This window comes from Ruegeria conchae, assembly GCF_000192475.1.
In the GTDB taxonomy this organism is placed as follows: domain Bacteria; phylum Pseudomonadota; class Alphaproteobacteria; order Rhodobacterales; family Rhodobacteraceae; genus Ruegeria; species Ruegeria conchae.
The window spans coordinates 43,818-66,332 of record NZ_AEYW01000025.1; the positions used below are offsets into that span (position 1 = coordinate 43,818).

The following is a 22,515-nucleotide window of genomic DNA, read 5'->3' on the forward strand; positions in this document are numbered from 1 at the left end:
CCCGGATCCGCGGTAATCGCGAGTTCGGGCAGGCCATGTTTCCAAAACGAGGACAAACGGGCGTCTGGTTTCGGCAGATTTTGCCCAGTTAAGAGAGAAAAGAGTAAGCTTTTAGGTAGTTAAGTGGAGTCCGGCCACACAAAAAATCGCGACGCAATCGACGGGTGGGGGTGTCTGTCGAAAGGGTTGATCGGGTTTCGGTCAATGTTAAACGGTATGAATAGTTTGTTTTCGGCGCATCGTTTCGCGCCCGGTGCAGGGGCACCAACGTCAGAACTTCTAAAAGTCGTAGCTGTCCTTTGCCAGGCGACTCAGGGGAAAGTCCCACTGCTAAATGCACTGCGCGAAACAGCTCGCGCAATTGATGCGGAAGTCGTTTCAATCAGCCGGGTGGACCTGCACGGCAATCAGAATTCGGCAAAAGTGCTGAGCTACGACGCCAATCACAAGACACCGGACAGTTTCAGCGGTTTCGATTTCTGCATCGCGCCTGCCATTTGCGGAAACAACATGAGCGGGGCCAAACTGGGGTCGGCTTGGTTCGGTGGACAGGATGACCTGTCCGAATACGAACATCTGTCAGAGTTCTATGCTTTCCGCAGGTTTTCCGAGTCAGTTTCCATTCTGCTGGAACGACAAAATGGTGTCGCCGACTTTCTGGAATTGCATTTCAGCCACCCCATCTCTTCGGCCGCGGTAGATATTCTGAGCGTTCTGGGCCCTGTTCTGTCGGATTGCTGGAAGAAAAGATCTCTTGGTCGGTTTTCCGAAGCGAAGCTGAAAAACACGCGCCGAAAGCTTATCAAGAAAGAACCAAAAAGCATTTTGTCTATGGACAACCCTTGTCGGCTGAGTCGCTCGGAATATCGGGTTTGCCTGTTATTGGCGCGCGGATTGAACAACAACGCCTTGTTGTCCGAGTTATCGATTTCAATTTCGACACTGCGTACGCATCTTCGCAATATCTACGTCAAAACAGAAACGTCATCTCAACCCGAATTGATCCATGATTTGCTGACCCCGATGGTCAAGCGCCAATCGCTGAATGCGGGTAGCGAAAATGTCGCCTGAAGTCGCGCAGTTCGTCCCTTTGATCGTCATTACTCCGCTTTTGGCTGCAATGGCATGGAATGACCTGAAAAACCTCAGGATATCCAATAAGCTGGTACTGATAATGCTCGCCGCTTTTGTTCTCTCCGCGCCCGTGTTTCTATCCTTCCACGAGACGGTATACCGCGCGGTCTTCGGCGTCGGCGTATTTGTCGTTGGTTTTCTTGGTTTCACGCTGCGCCTGTGGGGTGGAGGCGACGTAAAGGCAATCGCCGCGCTGACATTGTTTGTGCCCAGCTACTTTCTTTTGCTGTTCTTTTACACTTTCACCCTGTCCATGGTCGTGGGCATGCTGTTTGTGATCACAAGTCGCTCGATAATTGGATTTCCGGAATGCCGCTGGCTCGCATTGCGACCAAAAGCGAGCTATCCGATGGGTGTATCGATCGCCATGTCGGGTGTATTATTACCCATGGTTGCGATGGGCTTGGGGTAGTACTTCCAGGGTAGTCTTATGCCTCATGGCCAATACATAACGGTTGCTGGGGTGCTATGGTAAAAAGGAAGTCCTTATAGGTATCTGTCGTGGCAGGTGGTAACGCGTCTCCAGTCTTTCAACCGGCCAAACATGATCTGGGTGGTGTGTTGAGCACCACATCGCTTTATGAACCGCAAGGAAAATTCTTTTTGCGGTTTTCAGGTTGTTGGCGACAGCGCTTAGGCGACTCTGATGTGTACGAACAATGAGCGTCCGCTCCGAACCCAAAGGAAATTTCTTTTGCCAAAAAGGAAGAACTCTGGGTGGTGGATCAATTATTGAGATTTGGTGGAGCCTAGGGGAGTCGAACCCCTGACCTCTTGCATGCCATGCAAGCGCTCTCCCAACTGAGCTAAGGCCCCATGCAGGTACCGCCAAAGCGGTGGACGGACGTTTATGAGACGTCGCCGTAGAGTGCAAGTCCAAAAATCGGATTCGGTGAAAAAGTGCGAACTAATCCGGTGGACTGGGATGAGGCAGCTGGGGCTGCCTCGAAACCCATCAATTTTCGTCTTCTGACGACATGTCCTTGATATCGTCCAGCGAAACGTTGTCGCTGTCGTCATCATCGTCCAGCAGATCGTCGTCCAGTTCGACATCGACGTTGTCGTCATCATCCAACACGATATCTTCGTCCGACGAAGCTTCACGTGCTTTAACCGAAGCCGCATCTTCAGCATCTGCCGCGATCATCCGGCTTTTGCCGGTTTCCAGTTCAACGATCTCGCCGGTATAGGGGCTGACGATCGGGTCCTTGTTAAGGTCGTAAAAGCGTTTACCAGTGGTCGGGCAAACACGCTTTACGCCCCATTCTTCCTTGGGCATATCAAATCCCCTTGATATCAGGTGAATCTCATCAATGATTCAGGTCACCTGCCATAAGCGGCAGGCACTGTCAAAGCCTTTGCGCGAAGGAGATCGGCCCATGGGGCGACACGCATTGCCTGGAACCCCTCCGGTGCCGCTGACATTGCGCAAATCTGCGCAGGCAAGACGGATCAGTTTGCGGATTTCCCAATTGGATGGGCGGGTTACGCTGACCTACCCAAAAGGTGTCCCCGAAGCCGAGGCTTTGGATTTCGCGCATCAGAAAGAGGATTGGATTCGCGGTCATCTTCAGGACAGGCCAGACCATGAAACCGTTGAGTTCGGTCAATCCATATCAATAGAGGGAAAAGCACGGCGAATCGTTCAAATCTCAGGTCGGCGGGTGCTGCTGAAGGGGGACGAGATCGGTGTTCCTGCTGGGGCGGAGGCGCGGAGACTCGCCCGGTTTCTCAAAGAACTTGCCCGCGATCGTTTGACCGGAGCGTGTGATGATTATGCCGCAATGTTGGGTCGTCCGTATAGTAGCATTACGCTGCGTGATACGCGTTCGCGTTGGGGATCCTGCAGTTCTGCTGGTGCGTTGATGTTTTCATGGCGACTGATCCTCGCACCGCCTGAGGTGCTGCACTATGTGGCCGCTCATGAAGTGGCGCATCTGATCGAAATGAACCATTCTCCCGCCTTCTGGGCGCAGGTCGAGCGGATATTTGGCCCGTACAAAGAGGCCCGCCGCTGGTTGCGCGACAATGGGGCTGAACTTCACCGCTATCGCTTCGAACCCGCCGCTTGACGCCGGGAAAGTTTGTGATCACATAAGCTCATGCTGACCACACGCCCCGCCGAGTCCCACACCGCGACCCATGATCGAGTGTATCGATCACTCAGGTCTCGTATCATGCATGGTGAGATGGCTCCGGGGCAGGCGTTGACATTGCGCGGTATAGGCAAGGAATTCGGTGTGTCGATGACGCCTGCGCGCGAAGCAGTGCGGAGGCTTGCAGCGGAAGGCGCGCTGTCACTGTCCACCTCGGGCCGCGTGTCGACCCCTGAACTGACACGGGATCGGATCGAGGAGTTGGCCGCATTGCGTGCGCTGCTTGAGGTTGAATTGGCCAGTCGTGCCCTGCCGCGCGCGCACATGGCACTGATTGACCGGCTGCAAAGCATCAACATGGCCGTCGCCGAGATGGTCACTAAACGCGACGCGGTTGGCTATATCCGTTCCAATCTGGAATTCCACCGGACGCTTTACCTGCGCGCACAGGCCCCCGCGATGCTTGCAATGGCCGAGACCGTTTGGCTGCAGCTTGGTCCCACGATGCGGGCACTTTATGGCCGGCTGCGACGAACTGAGCCGCCGCATTACCACCGTTTGATCATCGCAGCGCTCAAGGCTGGGGATGAACCAGGTCTTAGATTGGCGGTGCGCTCGGACGTGACGCAAGGATTGCGCCTGCTCGTAACCTGAGCGGCTTGTTGCCCATCTCATTGACAGGTTGGTTTCAGATGCTGCTCTGCTGGTCTGAACGGGCGGGCTGCGTTATCCTGAAAGCAAATCACAACAAGAGCAGATTTCAATCATGATCAATCGAAGAACTTTTTCTATCGGGCTTGGGGCGACGCTGTTGGCAGCCTGTTCAACTGGCAGTGCACCAACCAGTGCTCCAGCGTCGCGAATGCGCGCTGTCCCGAACGCTGGATGGGATGCGTGGGTTGCTGGTTTCAAAGGCCGGGCAGCGTCGCAGGGCATCTCTCAATCTACGCTAAATCGCGCCTTTCAGGGGGCGGGATATTTGCCCGATGTGATCGAGCGCGACCGCAATCAGGTCGAGTTCAAGCGCTCGCTTGAGGATTATCTGGCCATTGCCGCGTCGGACGAGCGGATCAGCACCGGCAAACAGATGCTCGTGCGGCACGCAGGGACTCTGTCGCAGATCGAAGCGCAATATGGTGTCGACAAGGAAATTGTTGTCGCAGTGTGGGGACTAGAAAGCCGCTACGGCGCACGGCGCGGTGATGTGCCGGTGATCTCGGCGACCTCGACGCTGGCCTATGATGGGCGGCGCGGGGCGTTCTTTGAAAAGCAACTGGTGGCGGCGCTGAAGATCATTCAAGAGGGCGATACAACCCCGGCCAACATGACCGGCAGCTGGGCCGGAGCGATGGGACACACCCAGTTTATCCCTACCTCTTATCTAGCCTATGCCGTTGATTTCACCGGTGATGGACGCCGCGATATTTGGTCCGAAGATCCGGCAGATTCGTTGGCCTCAACCGCCGCGTATCTGTCGCGCGCCGGTTGGGTGCAGGGTCAGCCTTGGGGTGGGGAAGTCGGTACAGTCTCGGGCTCTCCGGTGGCAGTGTTACAACCGCAGACGCCCGGACCACGCATTGCGGTGTTCCGCAATTTTCAAGTGATCAAGCGCTATAACAACTCGGACAGTTACGCGATTGGTGTGGGCCATCTTGCGGATCGGATCGCGGGCGGGGCACCGTTCCAGGCCTCATTCGGGCCGGATGCAACCGGGTTGACGCTTGACGATCGTAAAGAACTACAGCGCCGCCTGACATCTGCGGGTTATGACACGCAAGGCGCAGACGGAGTGATCGGAAAAAACACTGAGGCTGCAATCAGCGCTTATCAACGCGCCAACGGGCTGTCCGTAACCGGTCAGCCTTCAGTGGCGTTGTTGCAGAGTTTGGGAGGTTGACGGGTTAAGCCGCCAGCCCTTTTGAGCCGATATCCAGGAATTTCTGACGGCGGTCCTTGATCAGGGCCGCCGCATCTTTTCCGTCGAGCTCTTTCAGCATCGAAGCAATTGCAGACCGCACGGATTCAACCGCTGCAGGGCGGTCGCGATGCGCCCCGCCTTTGGGTTCTGGAATGATGTGGTCACAGATACCCAGTTTGTGCAGGTCCTGAGCCGTCAGACGGAGCGCCTCGGCGGCTTCACGCATCTTCTCGGCATCCTTCCACAGGATCGAGGCGCAGCCCTCGGGCGAAATCACCGAGTAGACCGAATGCTCCAGCATCGCCACGCGGTTCGCTGTTGCAAACGCAACGGCTCCACCCGATCCGCCTTCGCCGATGATGACAGAAACCAGTGGTACGCCGATCTTCAGGCACATCTCGGTTGAGCGTGCGATGGCCTCGGACTGGCCGCGCTCTTCCGCGCCTTTGCCGGGATAGGCGCCTGCTGTATCGATCAAAGTGATCACCGGCAGACCAAAGCGGCCCGCCATTTCCATCAGTCGAACGGCTTTGCGATAGCCTTCGGGGCGGGCCATGCCGAAATTGCGCTCGATCCGCGATTTGGTGTCGCTGCCTTTTTCATGGCCAATCACCATCACCGGTTGATCGTTGAACCGCGCCAGACCGCCAATGACCGCCAGGTCATCGGCAAAGTTCCGGTCGCCGGCCAGAGGTGTGAATTCGGTGAACAACGCATCTACGTAATCGTTGCAATGAGGCCGTTCAGGGTGCCGCGCGACCTGGCATTTCCTCCACGGCGTGAGGTCTCCATAAAGCTCGTCCAGCAGTTTGGCGGCCTTGGCATCCAGTGCGGCGGCTTCTTCGGCCACGTCCATCTCTTCATTTGCGCGGGCCAGCGCGCGCAGCTCTTCAGCTTTGCCTTCGATCTCGGCCAGCGGTTTTTCGAAATCCAGATACTGGGTCATGACGCCTCACTCGCGTGAATTTTCCTAGCTATATGCCGTTGGCTGTCTTCAGATGCAACAACAAGGGGCATTTGAGATGCTGAGCATGCTAAAAGTAATTGATCATGCGGTTAAATTCATCGAGGCGGCGTTTCGCGGGGCTGTGTTTTTGTTGTTGCTTTCCCTGACAGTCGTCGCTTTCGGGGTGGTCTGGTTCGTCGCTCATGTTTCTTGGGGGATTTATCAATCCAAAAAAGAAGAAGCTGAGCGGATTGCGGCATGTCATTTTGTGTCTGAATTGGTAGTCCAGATCGGAAATCAGTTGCTGACCTTGAAAGCAAGTTCTTCCCTGCAGGTGAACCCTAAAGAAGGCCCTCGAATTGTTGGCGAACTGATTTTGCTTGGTGGCGAGACAACGCAGGTATTCTGCATGTCGGATACCAATGCAGACGTTCTTCCGGCATTTGGGTTTCTTCGCCTTAACGCCGAGGGTTACAATAATTTTCTGCTTCGCAATGGGTTTGATACAACGAAACTGAGAATTTTCAGTGTTTACTCATTCGATCAAAACTTGGCCATCAAACGACCATTCAATTTGCCATTTGAAACCGATGGCCGGGTAGTTATGAGCGTAACAGATATCCGCGGCGACTTGCTAGTAACGAAGGTCCTACAGACCAATGCCATCAACGAAGATGGTTTCTGGTTCACCTCTGATTGTAGCAAATTGGATGATCGAAGCTATTGGATCTGCAGGATTTGGGTCGAAGATCACGATCTTGAATTCGGTTACAAACTTGGCACTTTGGTGGTTGAAGGCGAGCAAGGCTTCTGGATTGACGCTGATCGAACTTACGAAGCGATCTCCAAGTAGGCGCTGAAAATAAGAGCAATTGTCTCTGAAATGATTGTACCAAAAAGCTGAGCGTCTCTTCCATCGAACTCAGCAAGATTTGTGGTCGTGGAATATGTCACGACAGATGGGCAATGAGAAGGAAGGATACCGATGGTCGCCAGCTATGAAGATCGCGTGTTGCGCGTGTTGGCTTATATCCACGATCACCCCGCTGGGGATTTGTCGCTGGATGCTTTGGCCGATGTCGCGGCGATGTCACGATTTCATTGGCATCGCGTGTTTCGTGCCATCACCGGTGAAACCTGCGCGCAGGCTGCGCGCCGGATCAGATTGCATCGTGCCGCCTGTTGGTTGGTGCAGTCGGACAGGCCTGTTGCGCAGATAGCGACCGATATTGGTTATCCGAACCTGAAATCTTTTGCACGAGCCTTTTCCGAGGCCTACGGCAGCAGTCCCACCGCGTTTCGCAAGGCGGGGCAGATTCTGCCGGCTCATCCAAAATTCAAAACCGGAGAATACCCCATGCATCCTGTGACAACCCGCACAGAACCGTCCCGCCGTGTCGTAGCACTTCCGCATAAAGGGGCTTATGCCGAGATTGGCCGCAGTTTTGAGGCCTTTGGTGCCCTATGCGAATCCCGAAAACTGTGGCCGCAGGTCGGCCCGATGATCGGGCTCTATCTCGACAGCCCCGAAGACGTTCAGGAAGATGAATTGCGCAGCTTTGCGGGGGCTCAATTCTGCGGCAAAGATACACCGGAGGGGATGGAAGACCTCAGCATCCCAGGCGGCAAAACGGCAGTTCTGACCTACAAAGGCCCGTATTCCGGCATATACGCCGCCTATCAGACGCTGTTCGGAAATTGGTTGCCCGATTCTGGCGAGGAGCCTGCGGATCAGCCTTGCTATGAAATCTATCTGAATGATCCGCGTGAAACTGCACCCGAGGACCTGCTGACCGAAATCTGTCTACCGCTCAAATGACTTATTGCGGCCAAAGAACAGGGTAGAGCGATGCAACCAGTAGCACAGCCATCGTCCAGTTAAATATCAGCAAGCGGCGCGGGTTGGTCAGGACCCGTGCCATTTGTTGGCCCAGAACCGTCCACGCGCTGACCGATGGCAGATTGATCGCTCCGAACACCAGCGCAACCAGTATGATGGCTTCGAGCGTTTGTCCCGGCGCATATGCTGCAGTCGCCGTAAGCGCCATGGCCCAGGCCTTTGGATTGACCCACTGAAAGCTGGCAGCCTGAAGGAACGTCATCGGCGTACCGCTTGCTGCTTGCCCCTTCACAGGCGCTGCATGTGCGATCTTCCAAGCCAGATACAGCAGGTAAATGACGGATGCGATCTTAAGCACCGTATAACTAACCGGGAAACGGTCGAAAACCTGAACCAGCCCTGCGCCCACCAATAATACCATGAAGGTAAAGCCTAACCCGATACCCAACATATGTGGTATCGTTCGCCGGAAGCCAAAATTCGCGCCTGACGCCATGAGCATGAGGTTGTTTGGCCCCGGAGTTATCGAGGACACAAAGGCGAACACGATCAGGGCCATCAAAATCTCGTATGTCATGACCGCATTTTCTCGCCGATCTCGGCGAATGAAATTGCTTTTTTGTGCGGTTATTGAATATTGTTAACAACAAATGGCGAAGATTGATCGAATAAATCAACATATATTGCGCGAAGTGTCGCAAGATGGTCGTATCAGCAACCTCGATCTTGCCGACCGCGTTGGCCTGTCGCCGTCTGCCTGTCTGCGTCGGGTGCAAGAGTTGGAGCGCGCGGGTGTAATATCGGGCTATCGCGCAGTTCTGAACCCGGCTGCCTTGGGCATAGGCTTTGTTGCCTATATCGGCGTCGGGCTGGGTGAGCATACCAAGGCCGCCCAAGAAGGATTTGAAGAAGCACTGCAGCAAGCGCCCGAGGTGGTCGAATGTCACAATATCACAGGCACGATCGAGTACCTTTTGCGGGTCGAATGTGCAGACCTCGCATCCTACAAAACCTTCCATACTGAGGTATTGGGAACGCTTCCGCATGTGACCTCGATTACCTCATACGTGGTAATGGGGTCGCCCAAGGATATGCGCGCGTAAAGGCCAAAAAAGTGAATTCTAACCACCTTGCAGGTCAAAAATTCACAGCCTAAGGTCTTTGCAACAGTGTCGTCGGCAGGGATTGATCCCCAAGCGGGCGCGAATTCAGGGAGAAGACCATGAAATTTTTCCGGACCGGAGCGCTTGTTGCAGTCATAGCAATTCTTGCGGGTGCGGCGGCGGCTGCACCTTTGAAGTTAACGCCGGCAAATCCTCAACCCAGTCCAAAAGCGGGGTTGAATGCAAAGTATAGCTGGGAAGGTAATCCGCCTCGCAAAATCCAAAACCTCGCCAAAGTTAAACAACTTTTGAGGAAGGCCAAGCCGGGCGCGCCACTTAGAGGGCTGGACTACCGTGATACGAATGAGGGCGATCCTGTCCTGACTTTCAACGAAGCCTTCAATGTTGCCGCGGAAATCACGGGTTATATTCGTTTTGATTCACCCGGGATATACGAGCTTGAAACCTGGTCAAATGACGGGATCGATGCGTGGGTCGGTGGCCAGCAAATTGGATATGTTAATGGTCGCCAAGGCTGTGAGGCTAACCAACGGACCGAAGTCGAAGTGCCGAAAGCTGGTTGGTATCCTCTCAACATCAAGTACTTTCAGAAATACGGTACGTCTTGCTTGATGATGAAATGGGGTAAACAGGGTCAGAGAATTACCTGGACACCCAACGACGTTTTCGGCCGCTGATTACATAAAGTGAAAGGCGCTCGATCGAGCGCCTTTTCTATTTGTGCGCTAGCCGCCTGCCGCGATCAGTTCGGACTGCGCTACGATGACTTCGGCCTGCTTAATCGAGGCGATATCCACCAAACGTCCTTTGTAGACGGTTGCGCCTTCACCGTTAGCCTTTGCCTGTTCCATTGCGGCTAGAATTTCGCGCGCTTCGGACACCGCCTCATCTGACGGGGTGAAAACCTGATTAGCCAATGCAATCTGCTTGGGGTGGATGGCCCATTTGCCGACCATTCCCAGAGTGGCCGAGCGTTTGGCTTGCGCGATATATCCCTCATCATCAGAAAAATCGCCGAACGGGCCATCGACCGGCAGCACGCCATGGGTGCGGCAGGCGGCGACGATGGCGGCCTGCGCCCAATGCCACGGGTCGGACCAGTGCTTTTCGCCTTCGCGCAGCATATAGTAGTTTTCCTGTGTGCCACCGATGCCGGTTGTCTGCATGCCCATCGAGGCTGCAAAATCCGCGGCGCCAAGGCTCATGGCTTGCATACGCGGAGATGATGCTGCGATCTCTTCGACATGCGCCAAGCCAGCGGCAGACTCGATGATCACCTCGAAAGAGATGGGCTTGGTTCGGCCCTTGGCCCGCTCGATGGCAGTAACCAGCGCGTCCACCGCATAAACATCTGCCGCACACCCGACCTTGGGGATCATGATCTGATCCAGCCGATCGCCTGCCTGTTCCAGCACATCGACCACGTCGCGGTACCAATAGGGCGTATCCAGCCCGTTGATCCGGACCGACATATATTTGTTGCCCCAATCGACCGTATTGAGCGCTTCGATGACATTGGCGCGCGCGGTATCCTTGTCGGACGGGGCCACCGAGTCTTCCAGATCCAGGTTAATGACATCCGCTGCCGACGCGGCCATCTTGGGAAACAGCTTGGTGTTCGAGCCTGGGCCAAACAGTTGGCAGCGATTGGGTCGGGCCGGAGCGGCGGGTTGAATGCGGAAGCTCATCTGGACCTCTTGTGAGTAAGGAAGTTGCGTTCTTTGCTGGTGATGGGATATTAAATTGCGCAGCGCAGCGCAAGCGTGATTGTGCAGCTGCGGCAATGCGCGTGCAGAATGAACAAAATTTGAAACACAAAAGGATGCTTAAACTTTGATCAGTTTGAAAACTTCGAAGATTTTTGCGCATATTTGCTTCAGGGCACGAAATTATCCTGCCGATAGGTGGCTTGGAAGGAGAAATCGAGAAACCCTCGTCAATTCGGTTCTCTAGCTTAGGCCAGAATCAAAGGAGTGCAGCGCGATGATCGAGACACCGTACCTATTGTTTTTGGGCGATGCGCCCGACCTGTTGGCGGCCAAAGTGGCTATTGGCATCCGGGACTGGCGTCCTGAGAATGCTGTTGGTCAAATCAGGCTGGAGGGTTGCAAGGCCGACTTGGGCCTGACGGAAATGTCACTGGCCGAAGGTAAAGCCGCTGGCGCCAAGACACTTGTCATTGGTGTCGCAAACCGAGGTGGGATCATCAGCGAAGCTTGGAAAGAAGTTCTGATTGAAGCGTTGGAAATGGGCTATGATCTGGCATCTGGCCTGCACAACCTGCTGCGTGACGAAGGTGATTTGGTTGCGGCTGCGCAGACCCATGGATGCACCTTGCACGACGTCCGTGTGCCGACTGTTGGTTACCCGATTGCAAACGGCCGCAAGCGTACCGGCAAACGGTGCCTGGCCGTTGGAACCGATTGCTCTGCCGGTAAGATGTATACGGCGATGTCGATGGATGCCGAAATGCGCAAGCGCGGTATGAAATCCACGTTCCGTGCTACAGGTCAGACGGGCATTCTGGTCACGGGGCAGGGTGTACCGCTGGATGCCGTTATCGCGGATTTCATGGCAGGATCGGTCGAGTATCTGACACCGGACAATGATCCGGATCACTGGGATCACATCGAAGGGCAGGGTTCCCTGTTCCACGTGTCTTATTCGGGTGTGACCATGGCGCTGATCCATGGCGGGCAGCCCGATGCGCTGATCCTGTGCCACGAACCTACCCGGACCCATATGCGCGGACTGCCTGAGTATTCACTGCCGACGCTGGAGCAGTTGCGTGACACAGCACTGCCGCTGGCGCGCGTGGCAAACCCAGAGTGTCAGGTTGCAGGCGTGTCGATCAACACCCAGCACCTGAGCGAAGAAGATGCGCTTGCCTATATCACTAAGGTTGAGACCGAGATGGGCATCCCGGCGACCGATCCCTACCGCTTTGGAGCCGGTAAACTAGTGGATGCGCTGGCCACACTGTGATCTAAGCACTCTCGCTGGAGGCGGAGCAGTCCGTCGCCGGCGGGCGTATTTGTCAAAAAATAGAGGAGCAGGCGCGTGCAAATTGAAGTTTCTCGCGATGTGTTTCGATTGGCGCAGGTATTCACCATCTCGCGCGGCTCACGTACCGAGGCAAAAGTTTTGACGGTCCGTATCTCGGACGGTGTGCACCATGGTTGGGGCGAATGTGTGCCTTATGCCCGATATGACGAAACACTGGAGTCGGTCGAGGCCGAGATAGCCGGGCTACCCGATGTGTTTTCGCGCTATTCCCTGATGGACCTGTTGCCTGCTGGCGCGGCGCGGAATGCGGTGGATTGTGCACTTTGGGATCTGGAAGCGAAACGCACGGGCAAACGGGCATGGGAGCTTGCTGAAATCGCTGCGCCGGGGCCTGAAATAACAGCCTATACGCTGTCATTGGACACGCCCGAAGCGATGCGTGCTCAAGCGGCCGAGAACGCTTTCCGCCCCTTACTTAAGATTAAGCTGGGAACACCCGATGATATGCCGAGACTCGAGGCTGTCCGGGCTGGGGCGCCAAAGTCGAAGATCATTATTGACGCTAATGAAGGCTGGTCTGCCGAAGTCTATGCAGATCTTGCCCCGCATCTCGTGCGCCTGGGCGTGGCTCTGGTCGAACAGCCCTTACCAGCTGGTGAGGATGATGCCCTGATCGGGATGGATCGCCCAGTGCCGGTTTGTGCTGACGAATCCTGTCACGATCGGGCAAGCCTACCTGCACTCAAGGGCAAATATGATGTGGTGAACATCAAACTGGACAAGACCGGCGGTCTTTCCGAGGCGCTAGAATTGCGCAAGGCTGCATTGGCTGAGGGCTATGATGTTATGGTTGGCTGCATGGTCGGAAGCTCGCTTGCGATGGCCCCGGCAACACTGGTGGCGCAGGGGGCGATGGTTACAGACCTTGACGGGCCGCTTCTGTTGGCCGAAGACCGCGAAACACCGCTGATTTTTGACGATGCCGGAGTACACCCGCCCGAAGCGGCGCTCTGGGGGTAAGGAACGGGCGAAGCCCGGAAACAAAAGGAAATGACATGACCCGTACCGTCTATGTGAATGGCGAATACCTGCCTGAATCCGAAGCAAGTATTTCGATCTTTGACCGGGGTTTCCTGTTTGCGGATGCCGTGTACGAGGTGACTAGCGTGCTGGACGGCAAGCTGATCGACTTTGAAGGCCACGCCGTACGTCTGAAGCGCTCATTGGATGAACTCGATATCGTTCAGCCTTGCAGCATGGACGAATTGTTGGAAATCCACCGCAAACTGGTTGAATTGAACGGAATCGATGAGGGGTTGGTTTATCTGCAGGTCACTCGTGGCTCGGACGGGGATCGGGATTTTGTTTTCCCAGCCGCTGATACAAAGCCAAGCCTTGTTCTCTTTACCCAGAATAAACCGGGTCTTGCCGACAGTCCGGCAGCGCAGAAGGGTGCCAAGATCATCTCGATTGATGATATCCGCTGGGGCCGTCGTGACATCAAGACCGTGCAGCTGCTTTACCCTTCCATGGGCAAGATGATGGCCAAAAAGGCAGGTTGCGATGATGCGTGGCTGGTTGAAGATGGCTATGTGACCGAAGGCACCAGCAACAACGCCTATTTCGTCAAGAACGGTAAAATCGTCACCCGTCCGCTGTCGAACGACATTCTGCACGGCATCACCCGCAAGGCGGTTTTGCGCATGGCGGCCGAGGCACAGATGGAGATCGAAGAGCGCCTTTTCACCATCGACGAAGCAAAAGAAGCCGATGAGGCCTTCACCACTTCGGCCAGCGCATTCGTTATGCCGGTGGTTGAGATCGATGGCGTTGCGCTGGGCGATGGCACACCGGGTCCGATCGCCAAACGTCTGCGCGAGATCTATCTGGACGAAAGCCGCAAGGCGGCGATCTAGAAGAGGTAGTTATATCTAGTCTCGTTGCCAGCAATGGTATGAACTCAAATGCGACGCGCGGCGCAATTTGCCGTTATTCCTGCACCCTCGCAAAATATTGCGAGGGTGTTGTGGTTTCACGGGATGTTGGTGCCGTGAACAAACCGTCATGTTGGGTTTTTACGGATCACTGAGGTGTCACTGATTATGAACCCGTATTCGAATGATCAGCAAAATCCCCGGTGGAAGGTTTACACAGAGAAGGCGGTTTCTTCCGGCGTCGAGCGTCAGCTCTTCTTCGTCACATTCTCTTCAAACGCAACCTTGAATGCGGCCTGTTTTTCGGCGCTGGCATCGGTCTGATAGTTGGCCTTCCATTCATCCATGGACATGCCATAGAAAATCTCGCGCGCTTCGTCCTTACCCATTTCAATGCCTTTTGCATTAGCGGCTTCCTGATACCAGCGCGACAGGCAATTGCGGCAAAACCCGGTCAGATTCATCATGTCGATGTTCTGGACGTCTGTGCGGTCTTTCATCAGGTGCTGCTGTAAACGACGGAACGCAGCGGCCTGAAGTTCGATTTCGGTTTGCTTGTCCATATTCTGGCTCCGAGTAGGTGTTTTTACATTCTGAGGCTGAACTAGCAATCCGCAGGCTTCGATACAATGAATACAAAGGCCTTTGAATTGGCCGATCCGGTATTTAGGAGAGTTTCAGTGCCAACCATGGCACCAGGCAAAAAACCAGGGTCAGGATCTTGTAGTTCGCAAGATACCGGAAGTAAGCGCGTTTTATGTCAGCACGTTCCATCTGGAACATTCTACCATGCACATCTGCAATCCAGTTTTGCAAAGCCAAGACCATCATGGTGCTGAAGAGCAAAACACCGATGTTCAGAACCGTCATCCAACCGAAGACAGTCGTCAGGAATTCCTGCGTCATATTCGTCTCCTTTCGCCTAAAATATGGGTATTGGCCAAAGCGCTCCCAACATTATGGGGAACAAAAAACAATCTGCTACGTCACTGTGTCACAGCCTGCTTTCGACGAGCGCGTCTTGTAGTGCAACGGCCAGACGGTTGGCCCAATGGTGCTGCCCCTCGTGATCCGCAATCAGATCGTTGCGCAGCTCAATCAATGCATTGGGTCGACCGAATGCTGTGCAATGTTTGTCGATCGCATCACCGGGTAGAACGCCGGTATAGGGTTCATTTACACCGACGCACAGATCACTCTCGGCATTCAGTCGGTTGATTAACGGGCGTGAGAACCGCTCATCCGGAGTGTGCAGGACGCCGATATGCCAGGGTCGGGGATCGCGACCGCGTAGCTGGCGCGTAAAGGAGTGCATTGAGACGATAACCGCATGAGGCAGGCCTGCAAGCTGTGCCAGCGCATCGTGATAAGGACGATAGCACATATTCAGGCGCCGCTCCTTCTCAACTGGATCGGCGTGGCGATTGCCGGGGATGATCGAACCATCATAAAGCTTCATCAGAAGCGTCGGATCATCCTCACCGCGATTGGGGTCGATCACCAAGCGCGAAAAATTGGCTGCGATAACTGGGGCGTTCAGAATCTCGCCCAGATGCTTCGACACCTCGTAGGCGCCCACATCGTAAGCGATGTGTCGTTCCATGTCTTCGCGCGGCAGTCCCAGGTCCCCGTCATTGATATCGGGTGGGACCATGTTGGTTGCATGGTCGCAAGTTATTAGCCAACGCGACGGCCGATCCGCGCCGTGAACAAAAAACGGAGAATAAGTCATGAGCCTGTCATCTTGTTTGTCGCAGGTGTAGGACAGTTGCGTTGGAAAGGGAATTGCGCAATAAGCGGCCCAAGCAATGTTTGCGGTAACATTCGTGCGTTTAAGGAGAGCCTGATCAATGCGACGCCTGAGAAATGTGAAAATCGTGGCGACGCTGGGACCGGCGTCTAACGACTATGACACCATCCGCGCTCTGCACGAGGCAGGGGCCGATGTGTTTCGCCTGAACATGAGCCATGGCAGCCATGATGAAATCCGCGAACGGCATCGGATCATCCGGCAGATCGAAAAGGATCTGGACAGCCCGATTGCAATTTTGGCCGATCTTCAAGGGCCGAAGCTGCGCGTTGGTGTGTTTGCCAATGACGCAGAAGGGCTGGAAGAGGGCGCAGCGTTTCGTCTGGACCTTGATCCGGCAGCGGGGGATATCAACCGGGTCTGTCTACCGCACCCCGAGATTTTTGCTGCTTTGGAGCCGGGTGCGCGCCTGCTGGTCAATGATGGCAAGATTCGTCTGATCGTGCAGGATTGCGGTCAGGATTTTGCCCACTGCACAGTCGAAGTAGGTGGCACGATCTCAAACCGAAAAGGTGTGAACGTTCCGGACGTGGTTCTGCCGCTGGCGGCGCTGTCTGACAAGGATCGCGACGATCTGGAATTTGTCTGCCAGTTGGGCGTGGACTGGCTGGCGCTCAGTTTCGTGCAACGTGCCAAGGACGTTTTCGAAGCACGTGCGCTGGCAGATGGTCGCGCATCGATCCTGTCCAAGATCGAAAAGCCTGCCGCAGTGGAAGCCTTTGATGACATCCTTGATGCCTCGGACGGGATCATGGTTGCACGTGGTGATCTGGGCGTAGAATTGCCCGTTTCTGCTGTGCCGCCGATTCAGAAGCGTCTGGTGCGCAAATGTCGTACTGCAGCGAAGCCCGTGATTGTTGCAACACAGATGTTGGAAAGCATGATCGAAAGCCCGATGCCAACGCGGGCCGAGGTTTCGGACGTGGCAACCGCCATCTATGAAGGCACCGATGCAATCATGCTTAGCGCTGAATCCGCGGCTGGATCCTATCCGATCGAAGCGGTCCAGACCATGAATAAGGTCGCCATCGAGGTTGAAGCGGATCCAACCTACCACCAGATCATTGCGGCCTCACGAACTGCCAAGGGCACGACCATCGCGGACGGAATCGTGGCAGCCGCGCGCGAAATCGCGGAGAAGACGGACATCAAGGCCATCTGCTGTTTCACTCAAAGTGGTACAACCGCGTTGCTTACTGCACGCGAGCGTCCCGGTGTGCCGATAATTGCGATGACTCCGGCCACTGGCACCGCACGCAGGCTTTGCTTGAGCTGGGGCTGCCATTGTGTTCTGACCCCCGAGCAGGAACGGTTCAAGGGCGCGGTGGTCAGTGCGGCTCGCGCGGCTCGTTCGGGTGGCTTTGCGGCCGAGACTGATCAGATCGTGGTCACCGCTGGCGTGCCGTTTAATGTCCCTGGAACGACCAATATTTTGCGTATCGCTCCGTGTGATGAACGGCTGATTTACAACACCGATCCGGGTTAAGTTGCGACCCAATATCAACAATTTATTTTGATACCTTACGATCTGCCTAAAATTTAGGCTGAAATAAATTAGCAATTTCAACTAGATGATCGATTGTTGGTTGCATTTCAAAATTACTTCTCTGTTTTTCCGTGTTTTTGGGGATACTTGCCTCTAGGGCAGTCTACTCAAACAAGTTCCAGGTTCCGGCTGCTCTGCCGGGGGCACGGGCCCCGGTCAAACAAACCACAACGGAGGAACGACATGACAACGAAAATTGTCATTGGACTGGACGGGACAGAAACCGGAGAACGCGCGATCGCCTTCGCCAAAGACTTGGCCGGACGTATCGGAGAATGCGAGCTGCTGGTTGTTTATGTCATCGAATGGTCGCCTTTCACATTCCAGACACCGGAAGAAAATGCTATGCGCCACAAGAGGCGCGAGGAAGAGGTAGAGCTGGCTACATCGCGGATCATCGCGCCAGCGGTCGAGGCGCTAAAGGCAGCAGGATTCGAAGCCCAAGGTATCGTGCGTCACGGAGATGTCGCCGAAACACTGAACACGATCACGGTCGAAAACGGTGGATCACAGATCGTTGTTGGTCGGGCTTCGGCTGACGGGTTCAAGAAGCGCCTGTTTGGCAGCTCCACGCAGAACCTTGTCATGCATGCCGACGTTCCCGTCACGGTCGTGAATTGAGGGGAGAGTAGATGATGAGTATTCAAAACAAACTTGGTTTGGCTGCGCTTGCCGCTCTGGCTGCGAGTCCTGCCGCCGCTCAGGAAGCGGTTGGGCTGGACGACAAGATCAATCAGGCATTTGCAGACTTCACCGGGCCATTTGTAAGTTTTATTTTTGCACCTTTCCCCGGGACAGGTTTCCCCTGGATCGTGGGATGGCTGGTTGTAGCGGCGACTGTGTTCACACTGTATTTTGCCTTCGTGCAGTTGCGCTTTTTCAGCCATGCGATCAGCCTGGTGAAAGGCGACTACTCTGACCCGAACGATGCGGGTGAGGTCAGCCACTTTCAAGCGCTCGCTACAGCCTTGTCCGGTACGGTTGGGCTTGGCAACATCGCCGGTGTTGCGGTTGCCGTCGGCATCGGCGGGCCGGGTGCGACTTTCTGGATGATCGTCGCGGGTCTGTTGGGTATGGCGTCGAAATTCACCGAATGTACGCTGGGCGTGAAGTATCGCAACGAATACGAGGATGGCACCGTTTCCGGTGGTCCGATGTATTACATGTCCAAAGGGTTCAACGAACTGGGCCTGCCGGGTGGTAAGATCCTTGCGGTTCTTTTCTCGATCTTCTGTATCCTCGGTGCCTTGGGCGGGGGCAACATGTTCCAGGCCAACCAGGCGCACCAGCAGATCGCAGGCATCGTTGGAGACTATCCCGGTTGGATCACCGGTCTGGTGTTCGCGGGCATCGTGTTTGCAGTGATCGTGGGTGGCCTGAAATCTATCGCACGCGTGACCGAGAAAGTCGTGCCCTTTATGGGCGTGATGTATGTGGCTGCGGCGCTGGTAATCATCCTGATGAACGCGGATCAGATCGGGTGGGCCTTTGGCCAGATCTTCGCGGGTGCCTTCACTGGTCTCGGCGTGGCTGGCGGTATGGTCGGTGCGCTGATCCAGGGCTTCCGTCGTGCGGCGTTTTCGAACGAGGCAGGCGTCGGGTCTGCAGCGATTGCACACTCTGCTGTTCGGACCAAAGAGCCGATTACCGAGGGCTTTGTATCTCTGCTTGAGCCGTTCATCGATACGGTCGTGATCTGTACCATGACCGCGCTGGTGATCATCATCACCCAGCAATTGATCGTTGATCCGGAAACCGGCAATTACATGCTGAACGAAGCGGGTAACGCGATTGCAACTGTTGATGGTAACACCGGTGTCAGCCTGACCTCGGCAGCCTTCGGCAGCGCGTTCAGCTGGTTCCCGTTCATTCTGGCTATTGCCGTGGTGCTGTTTGCTTTCTCCACCATGATCAGCTGGTCCTACTATGGCCTCAAGGCCTGGACCTACCTGTTCGGTGAGGGCCACACGAAGGAACTGGTGTTCAAGGTCATCTTCTGCATCTTCGTTGTCATTGGCGCTGCGGCCAACCTTGGTCCGGTCATCGACTTCTCGGATGCGGCGATCTTTGCGATGGCGGTTGTGAACGTCTTCGCGCTCTACTTCCTGATGAAAGTGGTGCGCCAGGAGCTGGCGTCCTACGCAGAACGGTTGAAGAGCGGCGAAATCCGCAAATTCGAACATTAAACCATACCACCGGGGCGGCGCGCGTCGCCCCGGTACTCAGTCTGCCCGTGAAAATCGCAGATTCTGACCCAAACCCCCTTGCCAGTATGACCGAACTTGCGTAAACGGCGCTTCTGATCGCGTGACCGGCCGAGATGGCATGCCGAGTCGCGTCTGAAACCGAACCCGGAAAAGGAGACGGAAATGCCTAAGATGAAGACCAAGTCGAGCGCCAAGAAGCGCTTTAAGGTGACTGCGACCGGTAAGGTCCTTGCTGGCCAGGCCGGCAAACGTCACGGCATGATCAAGCGGACCAAGAAATTCATCCGCGATGCCCGTGGCAACACCACCCTGTCCGCCCCCGACGCCAAGATCGTCAAGGGCTACATGCCCTACGACCGCTAAGAGGAGATTTGAGAGATGTCCCGCGTTAAAGGTGGAACCGTAACCCACGCCCGTCACAAGAAGATCATCAAAGCCGCAAAAGGCTATTATGGTCGTCGCAAGAGCACATTCAAAGTTGCGTCTCAGGCCGTTGACAAGGCCAACCAGTATGCAACCCGCGACCGCAAGAATCGCAAGCGCAACTTCCGCGCGCTGTGGATCCAGCGTATCAATGCTGCTGTGCGTTCGCATGACGAAGCACTGACATATTCCCGCTTCATCAATGGCCTGAACCTGGCCGGTATCGAAGTGGACCGCAAAGTTCTGGCTGACCTGGCCGTGCACGAACCGGAAGCGTTCGGCGCGATCGTCGCCAAAGCTCAGGCAGCCCTGGCCGCCTGATCCTCGTCTCAGAGACAGTGAAATCAAAGCCGCTCCTGCAGGGAGCGGCTTTTTTGGTTTAACAAACCGGGTCGTAAGCCCAACCGCCTCACAAATTTTTATCGGAGAATGGGTCCGATGGCGTGTTTAGCCGAAGATGTCGCATGAATGCGCGGGCGATTCTAGGAACCGGCCTTTGATCCGAAATGACGAAGTGGCCACGATATCGCATGGGCGCTTCAAACGGGACAAAAGTCAGGTCCGGTGATCGATACATGTACACCGGAAAGGGATTGATCACAGCCAACCCAAGGCCCTCCCGAGCCATATCGGCTGCTGCGAATGAGGTCGAAACCTCGGCGACAATTCTGGGTTCCGCTCGTACCTGATGCAGTAATCGATCAAGCTGCCCGCGTCTGCCGTGGCGATATGTCAATGCAATCAGATCTTGTTCATGCAGATCTGCGGGGGCGAGCGCACTGCGTTGGGCAAGTGGATGTTCGGGTCGCATTACGCAAACTGCTGGCGATTCCCTGAACGGTATCAGTTTGATCCCCGCGCGGCTTTGCTCAATCCCGGTTACCGCCAAATCGAAGCGGTTTTCCAATACGCCCAATGTCACCATGTCTGAGGTCGTCACCTCCAGGTTCACAAAAAAACCCGGATTTCCACGTATGAAACTGGCGATGAGCGTGACGATATAGCGGTGGGCATAACTTGGAGGAGCGACAAGGCGTAACGTTTCCTGGACGGTTTCACCCGGTCCATCGATCCGGTCGAGAGCTTCGAACAAGGGATCGAGACGCATGTTCAATCGCACGGCCTCTTGCGTCGGGCGTAGTCTGCCCGCATCCCTTTCAAACAGTATTTTCCCAAGCCGGGATTCAAGACTGCCAACAGATCGGCTGACGGCTGATTGAGACAGGCCCAGTTGTCGTGCAGCGGCGGCAGTGGTTCCTGCCTGCATGAGGGCCCGCAAGGCTTGATACTCCGGTAGTGAGTGCCAGTTGCGTGTTTTCTTCATCGACTTGCGCCCTCATGAATCCGACTAGCTCTATGAGTAAAACTCATTGAATTTTTTTGCAATCATGACGATAACGTCTGTTAGCGTGTATCGGATTGATACTTAATTCGGGTGATACGGCTTTGAACACCTTCCCACTCATTTTCGATGGGCACAATGATGTGTTGTCCAAGTTGGCTTCGACCGGTGGTGTTTCAGAAGCGGGCCAATTTCTGAGCGGCCTGGAAGGCGCAATCGATCTGGTCAAATCCAAAGAGGGTGGGTTTGGCGGCGGGTTCTTTGCCGTGTGGGTGCCGTCGCCAATGGATGTCGACGCCAAGATGGAAGAGATGGTCCAGCCCAGATATGACCTGCCGCTTCCCGATCAGATAGATGCTGAAGACGCCTTCCCGGCAGCACTGAGCCAGATTGCCATATTGTTGGAACTGGAAAGGCTGGGCGCGTTGAGTGTTGCACGCTCAGTCGCAGATATCCGGGATTGTCTGGCGCAGGGTCGGATGGCAGCGATATTTCATATCGAAGGTGCCGAAGCGATTGATGCCGATCTGCATTCGCTCGACGTTTTTCATGCTGCGGGGCTGCGCTCGCTTGGTCCGGTCTGGAGCAGGCCAAACATTTTCGGGCACGGTGTGCCGTTCAGATATCCATCAGGGCCAGACACCGGTCCGGGGTTGACCGATTATGGTCTGCGACTTGTCCAACGCTGCAACGCGCTTGGGATCATGCTGGACTTGTCTCATCTCAATGAGAAAGGTTTTTGGGACGTTGCGCGATATTCAGATGCGCCCCTGGTAGCAACGCATTCGAATGCGCACGCCATTTGCCCGCACGCTCGAAATCTGACAGACGATCAGCTTCGCACAATCGCAGAAAGCGACGGGATGGTCGGACTGAATTTTGCCGCCGCGTTTCTGCGCGAGGATGGGCGAATGCTTTCTGACGTGCCGCTGACACAGGTTCTGAAGCACCTAGATCACCTGATCGGGATCTTGGGTGAGGACCGGGTCGGGCTTGGGTCGGACTATGACGGGGCCGTGGTTCCAGACGATGTGACCGACGTAGCGATGCTGCCCCGATTGAGAGATGCCATGGAAACCCATGGATACGGCGAAGAGCTCATTAAGAAGCTCTGCCATGAAAACTGGTTGCGTGTACTTGAGAAGACTTGGGGATCGTAACCGTTAGTGAATAACTTGATGACAGAGAG

Annotated in this window: 26 protein-coding genes, 1 tRNA gene and 1 pseudogene; 18 read left to right on the forward strand and 10 right to left on the reverse strand. The window is 55.2% G+C overall.

The window, feature by feature from the left end; all coding sequences use genetic code 11:
• Positions 1 to 216 precede the first annotated feature (216 nt).
• Both G7G_RS0121435 and G7G_RS0121440 read left to right on the forward strand, forming a co-directional pair.
• Entirely contained in the window at positions 217 to 1,071 is an 855-nt protein-coding gene (locus G7G_RS0121435; RefSeq protein ID WP_037322121.1) for a helix-turn-helix transcriptional regulator, read from the forward strand.
• Positions 1,061 to 1,546: a prepilin peptidase gene (locus G7G_RS0121440; protein WP_010443531.1), complete on the forward strand. Its 486-nt coding sequence runs from the start codon at positions 1,061 to 1,063 to the stop codon at positions 1,544 to 1,546. Before G7G_RS0121435 ends, G7G_RS0121440 begins: the two co-directional genes overlap by 11 nt.
• A gap of 23 nt (positions 1,547 to 1,569) precedes the next feature.
• Here G7G_RS0121440 and G7G_RS25040 read toward each other — a convergent pair.
• From G7G_RS25040 to G7G_RS0121450, 3 genes and pseudogenes are all read right to left on the reverse strand, one after another.
• Positions 1,570 to 1,686: pseudogene (locus G7G_RS25040) on the reverse strand (IS5/IS1182 family transposase); the annotation flags it as partial.
• Between the two features lie 188 nt (positions 1,687 to 1,874).
• Positions 1,875 to 1,950: transfer RNA gene (locus G7G_RS0121445), tRNA-Ala, on the reverse strand.
• 139 nt (positions 1,951 to 2,089) lie between these two features.
• Entirely contained in the window at positions 2,090 to 2,413 is a 324-nt protein-coding gene (locus G7G_RS0121450; protein ID WP_010443532.1) for a TIGR02300 family protein, read from the reverse strand.
• 100 nt (positions 2,414 to 2,513) lie between these two features.
• Here G7G_RS0121450 and G7G_RS0121455 point away from each other — a divergent pair, with 100 nt between their 5' ends.
• The 3 genes from G7G_RS0121455 (at position 2,514) to G7G_RS0121465 (ending at position 5,127) form a co-directional block, all read left to right on the forward strand.
• Positions 2,514 to 3,206: a M48 family metallopeptidase gene (locus tag G7G_RS0121455; protein ID WP_037322146.1), complete on the forward strand. Its 693-nt coding sequence runs from the start codon at positions 2,514 to 2,516 to the stop codon at positions 3,204 to 3,206.
• 30 nt (positions 3,207 to 3,236) lie between these two features.
• Positions 3,237 to 3,884 (forward strand): GntR family transcriptional regulator, encoded by a 648-nt coding sequence (locus tag G7G_RS0121460; protein WP_029622256.1) that lies wholly within the window; start codon positions 3,237 to 3,239, stop codon positions 3,882 to 3,884.
• 112 nt (positions 3,885 to 3,996) lie between these two features.
• Positions 3,997 to 5,127, forward strand: a complete 1,131-nt coding sequence (locus G7G_RS0121465) for a lytic murein transglycosylase (RefSeq protein ID WP_010443535.1) — start codon at positions 3,997 to 3,999, stop codon at positions 5,125 to 5,127.
• Between the two features lie 4 nt (positions 5,128 to 5,131).
• On the opposite strand, the gene G7G_RS0121470 is transcribed toward G7G_RS0121465, so the two are convergent.
• Positions 5,132 to 6,094, reverse strand: coding sequence for an acetyl-CoA carboxylase carboxyltransferase subunit alpha (locus G7G_RS0121470; RefSeq protein WP_010443536.1), 963 nt, complete (start codon positions 6,092 to 6,094; stop codon positions 5,132 to 5,134).
• A gap of 85 nt (positions 6,095 to 6,179) precedes the next feature.
• On the opposite strand from G7G_RS0121470, the gene G7G_RS0121475 reads away from it, so the two are divergent.
• Both G7G_RS0121475 and G7G_RS0121480 read left to right on the forward strand, forming a co-directional pair.
• Positions 6,180 to 6,947: a hypothetical protein gene (locus tag G7G_RS0121475; protein WP_029622257.1), complete on the forward strand. Its 768-nt coding sequence runs from the start codon at positions 6,180 to 6,182 to the stop codon at positions 6,945 to 6,947.
• A gap of 132 nt (positions 6,948 to 7,079) precedes the next feature.
• Entirely contained in the window at positions 7,080 to 7,913 is an 834-nt protein-coding gene (locus G7G_RS0121480; protein ID WP_010443538.1) for an AraC family transcriptional regulator, read from the forward strand.
• Position 7,914: 1 nt separating this feature from the next.
• Here G7G_RS0121480 and G7G_RS0121485 read toward each other — a convergent pair whose 3' ends face one another.
• A complete protein-coding gene (locus G7G_RS0121485) occupies positions 7,915 to 8,511 on the reverse strand; it encodes a LysE family translocator (RefSeq protein ID WP_010443539.1) in 597 nt (198 codons plus the stop codon).
• A gap of 73 nt (positions 8,512 to 8,584) precedes the next feature.
• Between G7G_RS0121485 and G7G_RS0121490 the strand changes: the two genes are divergently transcribed.
• On the forward strand, positions 8,585 to 9,037 hold the full coding sequence (locus G7G_RS0121490) for an Lrp/AsnC family transcriptional regulator (RefSeq protein WP_010443540.1): 453 nt from the start codon (positions 8,585 to 8,587) through the stop codon (positions 9,035 to 9,037).
• Positions 9,038 to 9,156: 119 nt separating this feature from the next.
• Complete coding sequence (locus G7G_RS0121495; protein ID WP_010443541.1) at positions 9,157 to 9,735, forward strand: PA14 domain-containing protein; 579 nt, start codon at positions 9,157 to 9,159, stop codon at positions 9,733 to 9,735.
• 48 nt (positions 9,736 to 9,783) lie between these two features.
• Here G7G_RS0121495 and G7G_RS0121500 read toward each other — a convergent pair whose 3' ends face one another.
• The gene (locus G7G_RS0121500; protein WP_010443542.1) at positions 9,784 to 10,746 is read right to left on the reverse strand and encodes an L-malyl-CoA/beta-methylmalyl-CoA lyase; all 963 of its coding nucleotides are present in this window, start codon (positions 10,744 to 10,746) and stop codon (positions 9,784 to 9,786) included.
• 295 nt (positions 10,747 to 11,041) lie between these two features.
• Here G7G_RS0121500 and dgcN point away from each other — a divergent pair, with 295 nt between their 5' ends.
• From dgcN to G7G_RS0121515, 3 genes are all read left to right on the forward strand, one after another.
• On the forward strand, positions 11,042 to 12,043 hold the full coding sequence (dgcN, locus tag G7G_RS0121505; RefSeq protein ID WP_010443543.1) for an N-acetyltransferase DgcN: 1,002 nt from the start codon (positions 11,042 to 11,044) through the stop codon (positions 12,041 to 12,043).
• Positions 12,044 to 12,118: 75 nt separating this feature from the next.
• Complete coding sequence (dgcA, locus tag G7G_RS0121510) at positions 12,119 to 13,084, forward strand: N-acetyl-D-Glu racemase DgcA (RefSeq protein WP_010443544.1); 966 nt, start codon at positions 12,119 to 12,121, stop codon at positions 13,082 to 13,084.
• Positions 13,085 to 13,119: 35 nt separating this feature from the next.
• Positions 13,120 to 13,980 carry a D-amino-acid transaminase gene (locus G7G_RS0121515; protein ID WP_010443545.1) on the forward strand — a complete coding sequence of 287 codons (861 nt, stop codon included), beginning with the start codon at positions 13,120 to 13,122 and terminating at the stop codon, positions 13,978 to 13,980.
• Between the two features lie 266 nt (positions 13,981 to 14,246).
• Here the strand turns inward: G7G_RS0121515 and G7G_RS0121520 are convergent, their stop codons facing one another.
• From G7G_RS0121520 to G7G_RS0121530, 3 genes are all read right to left on the reverse strand, one after another.
• Positions 14,247 to 14,561 (reverse strand): DUF1244 domain-containing protein, encoded by a 315-nt coding sequence (locus G7G_RS0121520; protein WP_010443546.1) that lies wholly within the window; start codon positions 14,559 to 14,561, stop codon positions 14,247 to 14,249.
• Positions 14,562 to 14,664: 103 nt separating this feature from the next.
• A complete protein-coding gene (locus tag G7G_RS0121525; RefSeq protein WP_010443547.1) occupies positions 14,665 to 14,904 on the reverse strand; it encodes a DUF6868 family protein in 240 nt (79 codons plus the stop codon).
• Positions 14,905 to 14,992: 88 nt separating this feature from the next.
• Positions 14,993 to 15,730 carry an N-formylglutamate amidohydrolase gene (locus tag G7G_RS0121530; protein WP_010443548.1) on the reverse strand — a complete coding sequence of 246 codons (738 nt, stop codon included), beginning with the start codon at positions 15,728 to 15,730 and terminating at the stop codon, positions 14,993 to 14,995.
• Positions 15,731 to 15,848: 118 nt separating this feature from the next.
• Between G7G_RS0121530 and pyk the strand changes: the two genes are divergently transcribed.
• The 5 genes from pyk (at position 15,849) to rplT (ending at position 20,305) form a co-directional block, all read left to right on the forward strand.
• The gene (gene pyk / locus G7G_RS0121535) at positions 15,849 to 17,294 is read left to right on the forward strand and encodes a pyruvate kinase (RefSeq protein ID WP_010443549.1); all 1,446 of its coding nucleotides are present in this window, start codon (positions 15,849 to 15,851) and stop codon (positions 17,292 to 17,294) included.
• 243 nt (positions 17,295 to 17,537) lie between these two features.
• Positions 17,538 to 17,975, forward strand: coding sequence for a universal stress protein (locus G7G_RS0121540; protein ID WP_010443550.1), 438 nt, complete (start codon positions 17,538 to 17,540; stop codon positions 17,973 to 17,975).
• 14 nt (positions 17,976 to 17,989) lie between these two features.
• The gene (locus G7G_RS0121545; protein ID WP_010443551.1) at positions 17,990 to 19,540 is read left to right on the forward strand and encodes an alanine/glycine:cation symporter family protein; all 1,551 of its coding nucleotides are present in this window, start codon (positions 17,990 to 17,992) and stop codon (positions 19,538 to 19,540) included.
• Positions 19,541 to 19,723: 183 nt separating this feature from the next.
• Complete coding sequence (gene rpmI / locus G7G_RS0121550; protein WP_010443552.1) at positions 19,724 to 19,924, forward strand: 50S ribosomal protein L35; 201 nt, start codon at positions 19,724 to 19,726, stop codon at positions 19,922 to 19,924.
• A 15-nt stretch (positions 19,925 to 19,939) separates the two neighbouring features.
• Positions 19,940 to 20,305, forward strand: coding sequence for a 50S ribosomal protein L20 (rplT, locus tag G7G_RS0121555; protein ID WP_010443553.1), 366 nt, complete (start codon positions 19,940 to 19,942; stop codon positions 20,303 to 20,305).
• An 88-nt stretch (positions 20,306 to 20,393) separates the two neighbouring features.
• Here rplT and G7G_RS0121560 read toward each other — a convergent pair whose 3' ends face one another.
• Positions 20,394 to 21,308, reverse strand: coding sequence for a LysR family transcriptional regulator (locus G7G_RS0121560; protein WP_010443554.1), 915 nt, complete (start codon positions 21,306 to 21,308; stop codon positions 20,394 to 20,396).
• Between the two features lie 122 nt (positions 21,309 to 21,430).
• Between G7G_RS0121560 and G7G_RS0121565 the strand changes: the two genes are divergently transcribed.
• Positions 21,431 to 22,486, forward strand: a complete 1,056-nt coding sequence (locus tag G7G_RS0121565; RefSeq protein ID WP_010443555.1) for a dipeptidase — start codon at positions 21,431 to 21,433, stop codon at positions 22,484 to 22,486.
• Positions 22,487 to 22,515 lie beyond the last annotated feature (29 nt).